12 protein-coding genes are annotated in these 15720 nt (G+C 34.1%); 1 reads left to right on the top strand and 11 read right to left on the bottom strand.

Annotated elements, in window-relative coordinates; all coding sequences use genetic code 11:
* Positions 1-154: 154 nt before the first annotated feature.
* Together hpf and ACQY63_RS00055 are read right to left on the bottom strand one after the other, a co-directional pair.
* Positions 155-694, bottom strand: a complete 540-nt coding sequence (hpf, locus tag ACQY63_RS00060) for a ribosome hibernation-promoting factor, HPF/YfiA family (RefSeq protein ID WP_022164538.1) — start codon at positions 692-694, stop codon at positions 155-157.
* Positions 695-1160: 466 nt separating this feature from the next.
* On the bottom strand, positions 1161-2480 hold the full coding sequence (locus tag ACQY63_RS00055) for an NlpC/P60 family protein (protein WP_412622956.1): 1320 nt from the start codon (positions 2478-2480) through the stop codon (positions 1161-1163).
* A 464-nt stretch (positions 2481-2944) separates the two neighbouring features.
* Between ACQY63_RS00055 and ymfI the strand changes: the two genes are divergently transcribed.
* Positions 2945-3667, top strand: a complete 723-nt coding sequence (gene ymfI / locus ACQY63_RS00050; protein ID WP_412622957.1) for an elongation factor P 5-aminopentanone reductase — start codon at positions 2945-2947, stop codon at positions 3665-3667.
* Between the two features lie 85 nt (positions 3668-3752).
* Here the strand turns inward: ymfI and ACQY63_RS00045 are convergent, their stop codons facing one another.
* The 9 genes from ACQY63_RS00045 to ACQY63_RS00005 all read right to left on the bottom strand — a co-directional run bounded on the left by ACQY63_RS00045 (position 3753) and on the right by ACQY63_RS00005 (position 15621).
* Positions 3753-4034, bottom strand: a complete 282-nt coding sequence (locus ACQY63_RS00045; protein ID WP_412622962.1) for an aldo/keto reductase — start codon at positions 4032-4034, stop codon at positions 3753-3755.
* A gap of 51 nt (positions 4035-4085) precedes the next feature.
* Complete coding sequence (locus ACQY63_RS00040) at positions 4086-5903, bottom strand: sialidase (protein WP_412622958.1); 1818 nt, start codon at positions 5901-5903, stop codon at positions 4086-4088.
* A gap of 4 nt (positions 5904-5907) precedes the next feature.
* Positions 5908-8826: a glycosyl hydrolase family 28-related protein gene (locus tag ACQY63_RS00035; protein ID WP_412622959.1), complete on the bottom strand. Its 2919-nt coding sequence runs from the start codon at positions 8824-8826 to the stop codon at positions 5908-5910.
* 19 nt (positions 8827-8845) lie between these two features.
* Positions 8846-9181, bottom strand: coding sequence for a cupin domain-containing protein (locus tag ACQY63_RS00030; protein ID WP_022165216.1), 336 nt, complete (start codon positions 9179-9181; stop codon positions 8846-8848).
* Between the two features lie 42 nt (positions 9182-9223).
* The gene (locus ACQY63_RS00025; RefSeq protein WP_022165217.1) at positions 9224-9925 is read right to left on the bottom strand and encodes a GTP pyrophosphokinase; all 702 of its coding nucleotides are present in this window, start codon (positions 9923-9925) and stop codon (positions 9224-9226) included.
* A gap of 348 nt (positions 9926-10273) precedes the next feature.
* Positions 10274-11011 carry a hypothetical protein gene (locus ACQY63_RS00020; RefSeq protein ID WP_022165218.1) on the bottom strand — a complete coding sequence of 246 codons (738 nt, stop codon included), beginning with the start codon at positions 11009-11011 and terminating at the stop codon, positions 10274-10276.
* Positions 11008-11334, bottom strand: coding sequence for a hypothetical protein (locus ACQY63_RS00015; protein WP_022165219.1), 327 nt, complete (start codon positions 11332-11334; stop codon positions 11008-11010). Before ACQY63_RS00015 ends, ACQY63_RS00020 begins: the two co-directional genes overlap by 4 nt.
* A 417-nt stretch (positions 11335-11751) precedes the next feature.
* The gene (gene nrdD, locus ACQY63_RS00010) at positions 11752-13941 is read right to left on the bottom strand and encodes an anaerobic ribonucleoside-triphosphate reductase (protein ID WP_022165220.1); all 2190 of its coding nucleotides are present in this window, start codon (positions 13939-13941) and stop codon (positions 11752-11754) included.
* 300 nt (positions 13942-14241) lie between these two features.
* Positions 14242-15621 (bottom strand): MATE family efflux transporter, encoded by a 1380-nt coding sequence (locus ACQY63_RS00005; protein ID WP_428244539.1) that lies wholly within the window; start codon positions 15619-15621, stop codon positions 14242-14244.
* Positions 15622-15720 lie beyond the last annotated feature (99 nt).

Genomic DNA, 15720 nt, shown 5'->3' with positions numbered 1-15720 from the left:
CGAATATATTAACATTTTACCGTTATTAATTCAACATATTAGATTTTATTTTATTGTAAATTTTGTAAACTTTCCGTTAAAAACAAAGAAATCGCTGTTAACATACACTAATATGTCAACAGCGATTCCGCTTACTTAAATATCACGCAATATTCTAGTCGAAGTTTGGTTCGATTAATCCGAATGTACCGCCCTTTCTCTTATAAACCACGTTCACTTCATCTGTTTCTGCATTAAGGAATACAAAAAAGTTATGTCCTAATAATTCCATCTGAATACAAGCTTCTTCAGCATCCATAGGTTTAATGCCAAAGCTCTTTGTTCTTACAATCTTAACTACATCTTCGTCCTCATCTTCATAATCAGCTTCGATGTAATCATTTGTGAAATTGTCGCGATATGATTTTTTCTTGTCAACTAACTTATTCTTATATTTAACTAACTGACGTTCTATTGTCTCCTCTACCATGTCAATAGAAGCATACATATCCTCACTAACTTCTTCTGCTCTAATAATGCCGCCCTTTACTGGAATTGTTACCTCCACTTTTTGATCGTTTCGGTTAACACTAAGAGTAACATCTGCTTTTGTCTCTTCTGAGAAGTATTTGTCAAGCTTACCAAGCTTCTCTTCTACAGCGCCTTTGATGCCCTCTGTCACCTCAATATTTTTTCCGAAAATTTTAATTTTCATGGTACCACTTCCTTTCGTTATCTAGTAACTAGATTATACCATAAACCACCTACTTTTAACAACGAAAATCACACATTTTTCATTAGTTATATTTTTAACTATCTTTTTGTGCATTTTATACAATTTTTGCGGTTTTTCGTACATTCGATTACATTTAACATAAATTTACCATTTTCTAGTTATTAACATGTATTAACATAGGTTTTTTTTAGATTTTATGGGTTATTAACCGACTTATTAACATTATTAACTTTTTTCACACAGATTTTATGTAAATCTTTGTCGAATTATAAAAGAACAGATGTTTTGTGGGGAAGTTATGAAATTGTGCATTTTTCACATATATCCTTGACAAATGTGGTGACTTTAGTTTTATAAAACAGGCTTTTTGAGAGATAAAAAAAGACCTACAACATATAGTAACATAAGCCCTATATGTTGTAGGTAATAATGCTTTTTTATTAAATTAGTTTATGATTCTTCTTGCTGCACAAGGTGAACCCATACCACTTATTATAATTCCTGTTTCTTCTGTTGATGCATGTATTATCTGACCACCGCCAATGTACATTGCAACGTGAGAAATTGTTGAACTATTATATTTGTAGAATAATAAATCACCTGGCTGTAATGAACCTAATGAGACAGCTCTTCCGTTGTATACCTGAGTATATGATGATCTGTTAAGTGAGTATCCAAAGTGTGCATATACTGACATTGTAAATCCTGAACAGTCTGTTCCGTTTGTTAAACTTGAACCGCCATATACATACGGATTACCTAAAAACTGCTTTGCATAAGCAACTACTGCAGATGCCCCGCCTGATGATGTCTGAGTATTATTATTCTGTGGTGCCTGTGTTGTCTGCTGTCTTGTTGTTTTTGGTGCTGTATATGTATTACTGTTAGTATTTGTATTCTGTCTTGGCTGTGCTTCACCTATTTCTTCTTCCTCAGAAGCTCTCTGCTGTGCCTGAGCCTTAGCCTTGGCCTTGGCTGCTGCCTGAGCTGCTTTTCTTGCAGCTTTCTCTTTTTGTCTCTGTGCTTTCTTAATAGCCTTTTCTTCCTTCATTGTAACTGCTGTGTCCATATCAACACTAACTTTTACAAAATCTGCTGAAACCCAACCACTAACGCCATCGGCGATCTTAATCTTTACCCATTTGCCATCAGCGCTGTATTTTCTAATTGAATAATCTTCGTTACGATATACGTTTGTAACAATATCTGACTTAGTAGATGACTTTTCTCTAACGTGAACACCTGTTGCTGTTACATTAGCAAAAACATAACCATTATCTAATGCTCTTGACTGTGCCTTGTTACCTGTTACAAAAAATTCAGCCTTAATGTATCCTGTACAATTACCAGACTTTATCTTGTACCAGCCATTGCTTGTCTCTTCAATGATTGTGGCTCCACAGTTATTATAAATCTTACCAACTCTTTTTCCTTTTGCTGAAGGTCTTCTTCTAACATTTACATAACCTTCGCTACCACCTTCAACCTTTGCGATGGCAATATTGGAAAATAATTTGTTTTCGTTTGTTGTCTTTTTGCTTTCAACCTTTGTTGTTTTGTTTTCTGTCTTCTCAGGTGCCGGAAGATATGATGACAAACCGTCTTCACTTCCTGTGCTTGATATGTAATTCTCAATATCAACTGCTGCTCCTGCACTTGCCATTTCCGTATTTAAGTCATCAGCAAGCATTGGTTGTGCAAGGGCAAATGTCATAGCTAATGCAAAACATCCTCCTGCAATTTTCTTTGCACAATTGTGCTTCATTATTATACGCCTCCATAAAATATATTTTAACATAAAATGTTACAATAGTATTACAATAATAACATTGAAAAAAAAATCTGTCAACCTATACCTGAATGTGGTATTGTATGTGTATAACAATTCAGCCATGCACATAAAAACAGGAAGGCAAAAAAAGAATGCTTGCATTCTTTTAAGCATTACTGTTTTTATGTATTTGGAGAATCCAAATCAGCGAGATGAAACGAAGTGGAATCGAGCTGCATGGCTGAATATGTAGGCAGGCTGCTTGCGAGATGAAACGAAGTGGAATCGAGCTGCATGGCTGAATATGTAGGCAGGCTGCTTGCGAGATGAAGCAAAGCGAAATCGAGCTGCATGGCTGAATATATAGGCAGGCTGCTTGCGAGATGAAGCAAAGCGAAATCGAGCTGCATGGCTGAATATGTAGGCAGGTTGCTTGCGAGATGAAAGGAAGGGAAAACATGAAAAAAACTGCTATTGTTACCGGAGCATCAGGAGATATTGGAAAAGAAATTGCAAGATTTCTTTTAGAAAAAAATTATACTGTTGTAGGTATTTATTTTAATAATAATGAAGCTTTAGACGAATTAATTGATATTTATGGAGATAATTTGCATACTCTTAAATGTGATTTGTCTTCTTTTTCCTGCGGCAAGGAAATTGCAGACTATATTAGTGAAAATAATCTCAATGTGAATCTTCTTATTAATAATGCGGGGATTTCTATAATTGGATTATTGCAGGACTTAAATGAGGATTCATGGAACAAAATATGGAATACAAATGTTACTTCTGCTATTTCTGTTAGTCAGGCATTAATACCTTTATTTTTGAAGCAGGGTTATGGTCAGATTATTAATATATCATCTGTTTGGGGTAATTGTGGTGCTTCCTGTGAAGTTGCCTATTCTACAACAAAAGGTGCCATTAACACTTTCACTAAAGCTTTAGCAAAAGAGCTGGCACCTTCTAATATTCAAGTTAATGGAATTGCGTGCGGTATCATTGATACCAAAATGAATTCACATTTAGATTCTGAGGATATCGCTTCTATAATAGAAGAAATACCTGTTGGCAGACTGGGCACACCTGAAGATGTAGCCAAAACTGTATATTCCATAAGTGAAGCTGGTTCTTATCTAACCGGGCAAATTATTACTCTAGACGGCGGTTGGACAAGTTAATTGTCCTTTCCGCTATATTCACAAGACTATTCCTTGCTATAAAGTAAAAGATTAATTATTTCTTGTGAACGTGATGACAAGTTAATTATTTTTTATCAAGATATTCCATATCTTCATTGCTTATTTCAAAATCAACCTGTACGTTAGAAATAATTCTTTCTTCCTTAGTTGATTTTGGAATAGCTATTGCATCTTTTTGAATACAATATCTAACACAAATCTGTGGAATTGTTGCGTTGTATTTTTCAGCAATTTTTGCAACATATTCATCATTTACCAAGCCACCTGTTGCAAGTGGTGAATATGCCATTAACTGAATGTCATGTTCCTTACACATAGCAACTACTGCTTCCTGTCTGTTTCCAATATGGAAGTTTCTTTAAGTATCATTTATTTCTACTATCCTTCTATATATTTTTTATTGAATAATAATTCCGTTTTCGTATTCTCTTATTCTGCATGCATCACCTAAATTTTCAGTTGCTGTTCCACTTTTGTTTATAATGTGGGAAATCTGTCCCTGACCGTTTAGTTTTACTGTGCATGTGTTATGTAGCTTAACTCCTTTTCTATCAGGAACTTCCACTGCTGATGTAATGTCTATGTCACTGTCTCTGTTATAACAGTAAACACCTATGCCGTAGCTCTCAAACTTTTTAACACTGTCTACAACTTTAATTGAAGCACAGCCGTTGACTTTTCCATTGTGGCTTTTATAGGCTTCCTGCTTTGGCACATCGTATGGCAACTCACTTTGGTAAAAGAATAATTTACCATTTTCGCCATTCCAAATAGTCTGATATTCCTTAAAGTGTTCCACAAACAAACCATACATTGTTACATTATCACCGTTAATGATAATTCCGTTAGTTGCTGTGTTAACGTCCCAACCTACATTTGTGCTATGGTCAGCTCGCCATACCCAGAAATTATCGCCTATTACGTTATTGCTGTTAATTGTTACGCAGTTTTTAACCTTGCCTGCGTACTTTCCACCACCAACTCTAAAGTACACATCACTAAAAGAAAGTGGATTTTTTTCATGAGATACATTTGTTTTCTTATCGCCAACCTGTAATAATGTTTCTGACTCTTTTTCACCTGCATCAAACAAAAGTCCGCATACCTTTATACCGTCTTCATCTGAAACATTCATGACAACATTTCCTTTTGAAGCTTCAAGTGTAGCCAGTCCCATACCGTAAATAATTGTATCTTTCTTTGTTACTTTTAGAGTTTCTTTTATATTATAGATGCCCGGTGTAAATAAAATATTCTTTCCGTCAGCTAAAGCCTTGTTTAATGTTTTGCTATTGTCTTTGTCAGGATTTGCAATGTAAAAAGTGTTTAGGCTGTAAAATGTGCCTGTTACACCATTTTCCCATGAAATGCCTTGTGCATTTTTGCGAAGTTTTGGAACCATAACCCCATAGCCTTTGTCATTATCGTAGCAAATATATGGCTTCTCCTGTACTACCGGTGACTCTTCCACTACTGTATATGGAGCGTATGGCCACTCTCCTGAAGGATTACTGTAAGCTTCCTCGCCTACAAAAACCATGTTCCAAACACCGTTTTCCCAGTTGTTCCACTGATTATTTCTACATAAATACTGCTGCTGTGAACCTGAAGAAACTGTCCCGTCAAATTTGCTGTCTGCAATAAAACCGCCACTTGACCAGCCTTCTCCATCACTTAAAACAATCCCATCACTTGAATTAACTCGTCGTAATGAAACTGCCTGAGAATTAGCCCACATACAATATTTATTAATGGAAAAGTTTTCTGCACTTCTCCAGAAGTTACATGTTGCATTTGTGCCCATCCACTTTGCATCGACCCATAATTGATTAATATTAGTATCTGTAGGTTCAATTCCTAAACCTGAAACCTGAGTATAAAATCCTACTTTTACAGATAATGATTTATCATACTTACCGGATTTAAACAAAAGTGCATATCGCTCATCACCAAACTGATTTGACTCCTGTTTTTTGTACACCGAATCTATTTTGTTCTGTGCATCTTCTATTTTGTCTTTGCTGTCAAAAACATAAACATTATCTCCGAAAATCTTGTTGTCAGTTACAGGATTTCCTTTTGAAACGTATGTTATTTTTTCTTTAGATTCCTTTGCACTATCGCTGTTATTTTTGCTATTATTTTTGCTGCCACCGCAACCTACCATGGTAAAAGCCAACAACGCAGCTAATGCCATAATCAATCCTTTTCTCATAATTTTAATAATCCTTTACTAAATATACTGCATGTCTCGTTGTCACAATAAGATTGTTTCTCTTCTCCCCTCCAAAATCAAAAGTTGTAGGTCTTTGTGGCAACTTAATTGTGTCTGACAATTTGAAATCTTCATATATTTTAATATTGTCATCTGCCACGTAAATTTTATTGTTAAACTTTCTTACTTTATAATCGCCCTCTTCTATAATCGGAACCGGGTTCTCCAGTAAACCGTCTTCTGTAATATCACACTGCCATACGCGCTTGTACAATTCATCTACTGAATATAACTTTCTTCCCGGCTTTGATCTTGATAAATTATTTGCTCTCATTAAATCATAGTGGCATGGGATAATTGTCTTTCCGTCTTTTGCCAAAAATGCCTTCTTTGGATTGTAGGTAACAACCTGTTCAAAGTCATTTCCATCTCTCCAACGGTTTCCCGGATATAAAACTCTTTCCGGTTTAATATCGCCTATATTGACTTTGTGCAATTTCTCAATGTCACCATTTTTGTCAATTGTAAATGCCACAACAATTGCTCTGCTGTCATACCAGAAGCCATAAGATGTGCCATAGCTGTCAGGTGGTAAGTTGTTTATTATTTCCTTGCCATTTAAAGTAGCTTCTCTTGGAATTGAATATTCACCAACTACAACAATATTGTCTCTTGTGTCAAAACCAATAGAATTAATCTTGAACGGTGATTCAAAATACATTGTCATCTTCAGGGTTTTGCCATCTATTCGATAAATCTTCTTGTCTAAGCTATCAAGGAAATAGAAGTTACCTCTGCCGTCACAACAGCCACCATCAGCAAATCTAAATCCACTGTATAATAATTCATTACTATATTTATTTTTGGAATCCATTGAAAATTCAACTACCGTATTTCTTGTTATGTGACTTGTTTCTTTTCCAGTAACTTCAATTCTTGCCGCCTGCCAAGGTCTTACCTCAATGCCTGTATTAACATCTAATAGGAAATTGTCTATTGTATATTTCATCTGAGAATAATTGTGTACATTAAGGAATTTAATGTTTTCACAATCCCAGGTTTTGACACAATATGGATAAGGCTTGTTTACAAATACAGTTCTGAAACAGTAGGTTGATGCAAAAGTAATATCCTTACAATTATGTAATTCTATTGGCTGTGCAAATTCGCCCTCTGCTTTTTCCTCTTCACTTTGGAAACCATAAATTGTTACGTCTTTTGCCTTTATCATTCTAATTTCGCATCTTTGATGATGTTCTAAGGACAAACAGTAAATTCTAATTGGAGAACTGTTTTTCTCAATTTGAACACCTGCTGTAACATAAGGGCTGGCTGACCAAACGTCTTTAAAAATACCTCCACCATTTCTGATTAACAAACTTGGATATTGATAGTCCCATATTTTCTTAAGGTCAGCGTCTCTTGCTCTTCCTCTGTCGTATGGCATTTCAAAGTCGCCTGTGCCTTTGACCAAATTACCATGACCACCAAAGAATTTCACGTCGTTCATATATGAATCGCCGTTGGCACACCAGAACACACCACATGCTCTAGGATTTCGACCACCTGTGTACACGCCTAATCCAAAGAGAATATTCTTTCCGGTTGATGTCTTTATGAAAGGTTTTACCTTTCCAAAACCTGTAAATTTCTCTGCATTTTCTTTTAATACTAATCTTGTGGAAACCGGATTCATACCAACAAAAGAAGTATCCTCTTTTAAAGTAATTGTGTCTGTTAAAATGTATTCTCCCTGTGGGAAATATATTGTCTGATACTTTTCAACTGCATTCTTTAAGGCTTCTGTATCATCTGTAACGCCATCACCTTTCAAGCCTAGATCTTTAGCATTTGCCCACAATTTCATCTCCTGAAGTACCGGCAGGTCTGTTTTTAAAATAGAATAATCCACTTCTCTTGCATAGCGGTAAATTTCATCGTGGAACTGTTTGTCAGGATTAATGTCACTTGCCACAATTCCATGGGTATACTTTTTCAATCTGCACTGGTAATCTTCGCTGTTTATTTTTCTTCCTGTGTCTTTAAAAGAAACAATATTTTCCACTGCCCTCAGATAACAGTTTTTTACATTAATCTGTGTAAGCTGATTTTTCTCCTGAGCAATGTCCAAAAATGTATTCATGTCCTCAAATATTGAGTCTTCTATAATTAATTTTTCAAAATAACCTTCATCAACATCAATGAACTTGGATGTGTTAGTGCTGTGAGCTCTTATTATATTAAGACCTGCTTCGTGGGTTCTAATGGCTGCTGCAGTCTGACCGTTAAACCTTACATCAACCATAACAAAAGGCCAGCCCGGAGAACACTTTGTAGTAACGATGCCATACTTTCCACCATTAATGAAAATATCTTCCATTTCGTTTCCAACATCGTAAATGCCTGCCATTCCTGACTCAACATTAATATCGATATGATTAATGAAACAATGCTGTGCGTAATGAGTTCTAAAAGCCACTGCCTGAGAATTGCCCCTGCCCAGACTTACATTTACGTTAGACATTGCACTGTAAAAAGTTCCCGGATTGGCATCCTGAATACGACTTTCGTCCTCTTCCATTTTGTTAGTAAACCAAAACAGATATTTAAAACCACCTTTTTGTTCAGGATGTGGTTCATCAAAACCATCCGCATTATCCTGTAAAATAAATTCAGGTCTGTTCTTGCCATAACCTATAATTCGTACTGCTTTTGGAACATAGATTGTTCTACTAAGAAGGTACTTACCTTCAGGCACAAATAGCACTCCATATCCATCCTGTTTTACAACAGCGTGGATTGCTTCCTGTAACTGCACACTTACATCTTCCGTTCCATCATTTTTAATATTAAAATTGTCCTGTGTAAAATACACAGCTTTACCATCCGTTAGTTTTTCCTTATAAAATGACACTCCATTCATACGCTATACCGATTCCTTTTTATAATTTATGATTAGGTACAACTGCATACATTACAAAATCCTCTGTACCTTTATTTACCATTCCATGACTATGTCCCATTGGACAATAATGAACTGTACCGGGTTTTAAAATTTCTGTCTTCCCGTCCATTATTACTTCCGCTTCCCCTGAAAGTGCAAAAACTACTTCGCTGTTATTTTCGTGAGTGTGAACACCTATGGAAGCTCCCGGAATTAAAGTGCCTTTCATTAATTTTAAATTGTCGTCCACATGCATTTTGGCACTAATCTGTTTTTCTCCACCATAAAAATTAGGAATTACTGTATCTTCCATCTTACTAAATTCAAAAATCATAATCTGTCTCCTTTTTTACTGTTTATTTTTATATTAAAATATCTATTTGATTCCTTTTGCAAGTGCGTTCTTTTCAATACTTTTCTTAATGTTTTCCATTTTTTGGTCTAAATCGGCACACTTTAGGGCACACTCTGTTAATTCTTTTGACAATTTTTCAAGGATATCCTCATCTAAATCTTTCTTGTATCTTAATTTGTGCTCAAGACTTGCCCAAAAATCCATAGCAATTGTTCTAAGCTGAACTTCTACTTTCATGGCTCTTTTTTCGTTTTCCAAAAATATTGGTACTTCAACAATCAAATGAAGACTCCTGTAGCCACTTTCTTTAGGATTTTTAATATAATCCTTCTTTTCGATTAATGTTATGTCATCCTGCTGTAACAGTAAATCTGCCATTTTATAAATATCTTCCTTAAAAGAACAAATTATTCTAATTCCTGCAATATCAAAAATATTTTCCTCAATTCCTTCTGTTGTCATTGGAATATTTTTCTTTCGCATTTTTTTCATTATACTATCCGGTGACTTAAGTCTTGACTTAATTGCCTCAATAGGGTTCTCGTCATAACGTAGTGAAAACTGTTCGTTTAGCACCTTAAACTTAGTTTCCACCTCCATAATGGCACATCTGTAATAGGTCATTAGTCTGTTATAAGACAATGTACCCTCTTTTATTTTCTCTAGATGTTCTTCCTTTGTTAGTTCATTAAAAAAATGATCCTTTAAATGTTCTACAATCATATTTTTCTCCTGTTCCATTTATATATAATCTCTTTGCGTGTAAGCTATTTATATAAATATATTTACTATTCAACCAGAGTTATCATTTAACTAGGGTTAATTTTTATTATTCAATTTTATCCGACCTGCAAACTTGCTATAATTATACCATTTAGGAGTAAAATATGAAACGATTTTTTAACAATATTTAATCCTGAATAGCCACTACTCAATTTTGCAATCACTGGTTAAAACATAATTTTTTAGTGTTTGTATGACTTGAAAACACATTATTCCCAACTGATTTTTGCCATATTAAATAAGCTGCACGCTAATTGTTTAGTGTGCAGCTTATTTAATAATTAATATTTATTTTGCATACATAGCCGATATATATTCATTATCGTCTACTTCTACTTCTGTTCTGTTTTTTTCTGTTAATTTATCTTTTTCCATTATGTATTCAACTATTTCATCATCAAAGTTTACAATATATAATTTATTTCCTACAACATCATACTGTATAGCACATGAATTAATATTATACTCTGTTTCGATTTTTTCTAAATCCATATTATACTTTATAATTTTTGAATCATTGTTTTGTGCATGCATAGATGCCACTAATACATACAAATAATTCCCTACGCCCTTTACCAATATAGGATCAGTATACTTTAAAGTTTTTATTTTTATTTTATGAACCTTGTTATTTTTAACATACAACAGGCTTTTTCTCCCCGGCATATAGAGCTTATTTTTATATTCATAAAAAGATAAAGGTTCTGTATCTTCGTCACAATATTTCGTCAACTCTATTTTATTACCTGATTTGTCTTTTCCATCAAAGTCTACTTTGGCTAGAAATGCTCTTCCATTTATCCAATCGGTTAGTCTATAAAAATCTCCACTATATACGCAACACTCCATGCACATTTCATTTTTCACTTCTACCTCGTCCATTTTATTATCTTTAATAGTAGTTCTGCTAACTGTTGTTGCTCCGTTTAAATTAGCTATTCCATATATGTATTTTTCATCTACGCATATGTTATTTGTATATTTACATACTTTATATTCCTTTATTTCTCCTGTTTCAGTATTCAACTGCAAGACTTTACATTTTTTTTATCTATTCCGTGACCTATACTCATTTCATAAATATATTTTCCCTTTTTTATTGGTAATCCAAAATTTGTTCTGCCAACGCCACCATAAGAATATTTATTTGTTTTAATTGATTTTAAATGCTGGTTGAAAAATTCTATTTTTGTTTTTCCGAATATATTATTTGTTTTTGGCGTTTTCACAACTGCTACGCTATATTTTTTTTCTTTACCACTTAGCTTGGAATTTGTATTAGTACAACCACTTGTTACTATTAGTACACACACAATGACTGATAGCATTAAATATTGTTTTAGTTTCATTTTTCATTATCTCCTTACCTATTATGTTTATTAAGGAATTCCCCATTATATACATTGCGAGTACCCAGTCATATCTGTTCCTCCACAATGTACCTACAGCTAACTTAACTATATTTTTACACAATTTTGTTTTTTATTCAATTAACAATTTTTACAATATCCTTTTTTCAAAAAACGACATTTTCGTCTTATTGTTTCTTTTTTTTGTGTCATTGTATATTGTGTATAATATGAGTAACGTTTTTTGTAAAATGTGTTGCATTGTTTTGTTTACTTATAATTAAATAGAATGTCTATTGCAAAAATCACAAAAAAGAACTAAACCACAAAAACAGCATCGACAATTGTCAATGCTGTTCTTGTTCTTAAAGTTCATTTTTTAATTATATCCGAAATTTTTTCCGGTTGTTTATGTTTTTATAGATGAAGCACTCTATCTTTTATTTCCTGTGTTCTTCCCTGGTTCCAGAACTGTGTTCCGATGTAACCGCAAGTTCTTCTAGCAACACTCATTTTGTCCTGGTCTCTGTTTCCACAGTTTGGACATTCCCAAACAAGTTTGCCTGTTTTTTCATCATTTATAATTTGAATTTCGCCGTTATATCCACAACATTCGCAATAATCTGATTTTGTATTTAATTCAGCGTACATAATGTTGTCATAAATAAACTTCATTACTTCGATTACTGCTTCTATATTATCCTGTAGGTTTGGAACTTCTACATAACTGATAGCTCCACCCGGTGATAATTTCTGGAAATCTGATTCGAATTTAAGTTTGCTGAAAGCGTCTATTTTTTCTGTAACATGTACGTGGTAACTGTTTGTAATGTAATTCTTGTCTGTAACGCCTTTAATAATTCCAAATCTCTTCTGTAAACATTTTGCAAACTTATATGTTGTAGATTCCATTGGTGTACCATATACTGAATAACTAATGTTCTCTGCTGCTTTCCATTCTGCACATTTGTCGTTAAGTCTCTGCATAACTTTAAGAGCAAATGGTCTAGCCTCAGGATCTGTATGTGATTTACCTGTCATTCTTACACACATTTCATAAAGTCCGGCGTAACCAAGAGATATTGTTGAATATCCATCAAATAATAATTTATCAATTGTTTCACCTTTTTTAAGACGGGCCAATGCTCCATTTTGCCAAAGAATTGGTGCCACATCTGAAGGTGTTCCAAGTAATCTTTCGTGTCTGCATCTTAATGCTCTGTGACATAACTCTAATCTTTCATCTAAAATTTTCCAGAATAAATCCATATCTCCGTTAGATGAACATGCAACATCAACTAAGTTAATAGTTACAACACCCTGGTTGAAACGTCCATAGAACTTATGGCTTCCGTCTTCATTTCTCTGACTGTCTTCTACAGTAAGGAATGAACGACATCCCATACATGGATAAACGCACCCCTGTTTCATTTCTTTCATTACTTTGGCTGAAATATAATCAGGTACCATACGTTTAGCTGTACATTTTGCTGCAAGTTCTGTTAACTTCCAATATTTTGAATCAGGTGTTACATTGTCTTCGTCTAAAACATATATAATCTTAGGGAATGCCGGTGTAATCCAAACACCTTTTTCATTTTTTACACCCTGAATACGCTGCTTTAATACTTCTTCTATAAGTGTAGCCAAGTCATCTCTTGTCTGACCTTCAGGCACTTCATCAAGGTACATAAACATTGTTACAAAAGGAGCCTGTCCATTACATGTCATAAGTGTAATAAGCTGATACTGAATAGTCTGTATACCTCTGTTGATTTCGTCTTTTAATCTTCTCTCAACAATTTTCTTTACCTGTTCATCGCTGTAATTAAGTCCAATCTGCTCTCTTTCAGCTAAAACTTCTTTTGTAATTTTCTCTCTACTAACCTGTACAAATGGTGCTAAATGTCCTAATGAAAAAGACTGTCCACCGTACTGATTACTTGCAACCTGAGCAACAATCTGTGTAGTAACGTTACATGCTGTGTAGAAACTATGTGGTTTATCAATCTTTGTTTCTGAAATGCATGTTCCGTTCTGTAACATATCCTCTAAATTAATTAAGTCACAGTTATGCTCTTTTTGAGCAAAATAGTCTGAATCGTGGAAATGAATAATTCCCTGTTCATGTGCTTCAACTATTTCTTCAGGTAATAATATACGTCTTGTTAAATCCTTACTAACTTCGCCTGCCATATAATCTCTTTGAGTTGAGTTAATTGTAGGATTTTTGTTTGAGTTCTCCTGCTTAACTTCTTCGTTTAACTGTTCAATAAGCGCAAGAATTCCTTCGTCTGTTGTATTAGTTTTACGTGCAAGTTCACGTACATAACGGTATCTTACATACTTCTGTGCAACTTCATAGCCACGCATTTCCATAATTCCACGTTCAACCATATCCTGAATATCTTCAACTGATGTGGCATGCTGTGTAGACATAATTTCTTTCTCAAGTATATTTCCTACTGCTGCAATCTGGTATTCATTTAACTTGTGTATTGGTTCCACTTCGTTATTTGCAGCTCTAATTGCATTTAGGATTTTATTTACATCAAAAGAAACTTCCTCTCCATTTCTCTTAATAACTCTTCTAATCTTTGACTCCATATTAATACCTATCTCCTTTGCAATTTCTTGTATATTTCCCTAACTATTGTTCTAAATATTGTTAATCTTATCTCCAAAAAATCCCTTTATTCTGCCTGAACTCCCCTATTTATGGGGTGATTCCTATATTTTGTCCGTTTTTTAAGCGAACACAAGATATTGTGTCCGCCTAACGTATTATAGCACAACATATTCTATTTTGTATAGTACATATTTTTCTTTTTTTCAAAATTTTTTTTATTATTTTTCAATAAGTTACCTTTTATATAATCTGTGTTTAAAATATATAATTTTGTTAAGTTACTGCAATGTTTTAAACACTTTTCTTACGACTATAAGTGACAGTGCTGCTGCAAGAAAATCTGAAATCGGTGCAACGTACATTACACCTTCAATTCCCATTGCCTTTCCACCTATTGTTGTAAAAATAATTGGAAGAACCAACATTAAAGGAATAAAACAAATCACCTGTCTTGTAAGAGATAAAAATGTTCCCTTGTTAGGTTCACCGATAACTGTACAAAATGTTGATGTTATTGGCTGTATTCCATTTAAAAATGTCATAAATAAAAATACTCTAAAGAATTTGACTCCAAACTGTATGTATTCTTTGCTTCCTGAACCAAATATGCTTAAAAGCTGTTCAGGGAATAACTGAAATACAACAAATGCAATACATGAAATTACAACGTTGCATGTAAGTGCCATCTTGTAGGTTCTCTTAACTCTGTCAAACTTTCCTGCTCCTCTGTTAAAACTTACAATTGGCTGCATGCCCTGGGCTACCCCAATACAAACTGAGAAGTAAACCTGATTTACCTTCATTACAATTCCGCATACTGCAAGGGGTATATTTGCTCCGTATGAACTTAACGCCCCGTAATATGTTAGTGTCTTGTTCATTACAATCTGAACAAACATAATTGCCAACTGATTTAGTCCTTGAGCCATACCAAGGTGACTTGCTCTTAAACATATTTTTGCATTTGGCACAAAATGCTCTTTCTTTAATTTAACTGTTTTAAAATGTATTAAATACCAAATAACCATTAATGTAGCAACGTACTGACCGATAATTGTAGCAATTGCAGCACCTGACATTCCCCAACCAAAGAGAATTACAAAAATATAATCAAGTACAACATTAATAACCGCCCCTGTCAGATTGCACGCCATTGAAAAGTTAGGATTACCATCTGCCCTTACTAAATGTGCTCCACCTGCTGATACAATGGCTGCCGGAAATCCTAATGCAATAACTCTTGTATATTCCATTGCAAAAGGAAGCACCTTGTCTGTTGAACCAAAAAATAAAAGCATTGGCTTCATAAAAACTATACCGATAACTCCTATAATCACACCTATAATAAGCATAAGTGTTGTTGCATTACCTATGTAATATGGTGCTTTCTTTGTGTCACCTGCCCCTATGTTTAAATTAAAGCCTGATGCCGAACCTATACCTAATGTAAGAGCTGTAGCAAGGCATAAAGTTGTAAGCGGAAAAGCCACATTAGTTGCCGCATTTCCTAACTCTCCTACTGTTTGTCCTATAAAAATTTGGTCTACTATATTATATAGGGACATTACTATCATTGATATAATACTTGGCACTGCGAATTTTTTTAATAATTTTCCTATTGGTTGTGTTCCTAAAGGATTAGCTATTTCCTGTGTCATTGTTTTCCTCCCTATTTCTTCTTTTTTTGCCAGACAGCTAAACTCTATAATACAACTGTATTGTATGTTTTTTCAACATTTATTTTCAAAAATATTATT

The organism is Eubacterium sp. Marseille-QA0814 (assembly GCF_965119675.1).
Lineage (GTDB): Bacteria > Bacillota > Clostridia > Lachnospirales > Lachnospiraceae > Eubacterium_G.
The sequence above is the reverse complement of the archived record's forward strand: the minus strand, read 5'-3'. Positions and strand labels throughout refer to the sequence as shown.

Coding starts and splice junctions, on each gene's coding strand:
- ACQY63_RS00005 (WP_428244539.1), bottom strand. CDS start 15,621: ATGACACAGGAAATAGCTAATCCTTTAGGAACACAACCAATAGGAAAA.
- ymfI (WP_412622957.1), top strand. CDS start 2,945: ATGAAAAAAACTGCTATTGTTACCGGAGCATCAGGAGATATTGGAAAA.
- ACQY63_RS00025 (WP_022165217.1), bottom strand. CDS start 9,925: ATGATTGTAGAACATTTAAAGGATCATTTTTTTAATGAACTAACAAAG.
- ACQY63_RS00030 (WP_022165216.1), bottom strand. CDS start 9,181: ATGATTTTTGAATTTAGTAAGATGGAAGATACAGTAATTCCTAATTTT.
- ACQY63_RS00055 (WP_412622956.1), bottom strand. CDS start 2,480: ATGAAGCACAATTGTGCAAAGAAAATTGCAGGAGGATGTTTTGCATTA.
- ACQY63_RS00035 (WP_412622959.1), bottom strand. CDS start 8,826: ATGAATGGAGTGTCATTTTATAAGGAAAAACTAACGGATGGTAAAGCT.
- hpf (WP_022164538.1), bottom strand. CDS start 694: ATGAAAATTAAAATTTTCGGAAAAAATATTGAGGTGACAGAGGGCATC.
- ACQY63_RS00015 (WP_022165219.1), bottom strand. CDS start 11,334: ATGAAACTAAAACAATATTTAATGCTATCAGTCATTGTGTGTGTACTA.
- ACQY63_RS00040 (WP_412622958.1), bottom strand. CDS start 5,903: ATGAGAAAAGGATTGATTATGGCATTAGCTGCGTTGTTGGCTTTTACC.
- nrdD (WP_022165220.1), bottom strand. CDS start 13,941: ATGGAGTCAAAGATTAGAAGAGTTATTAAGAGAAATGGAGAGGAAGTT.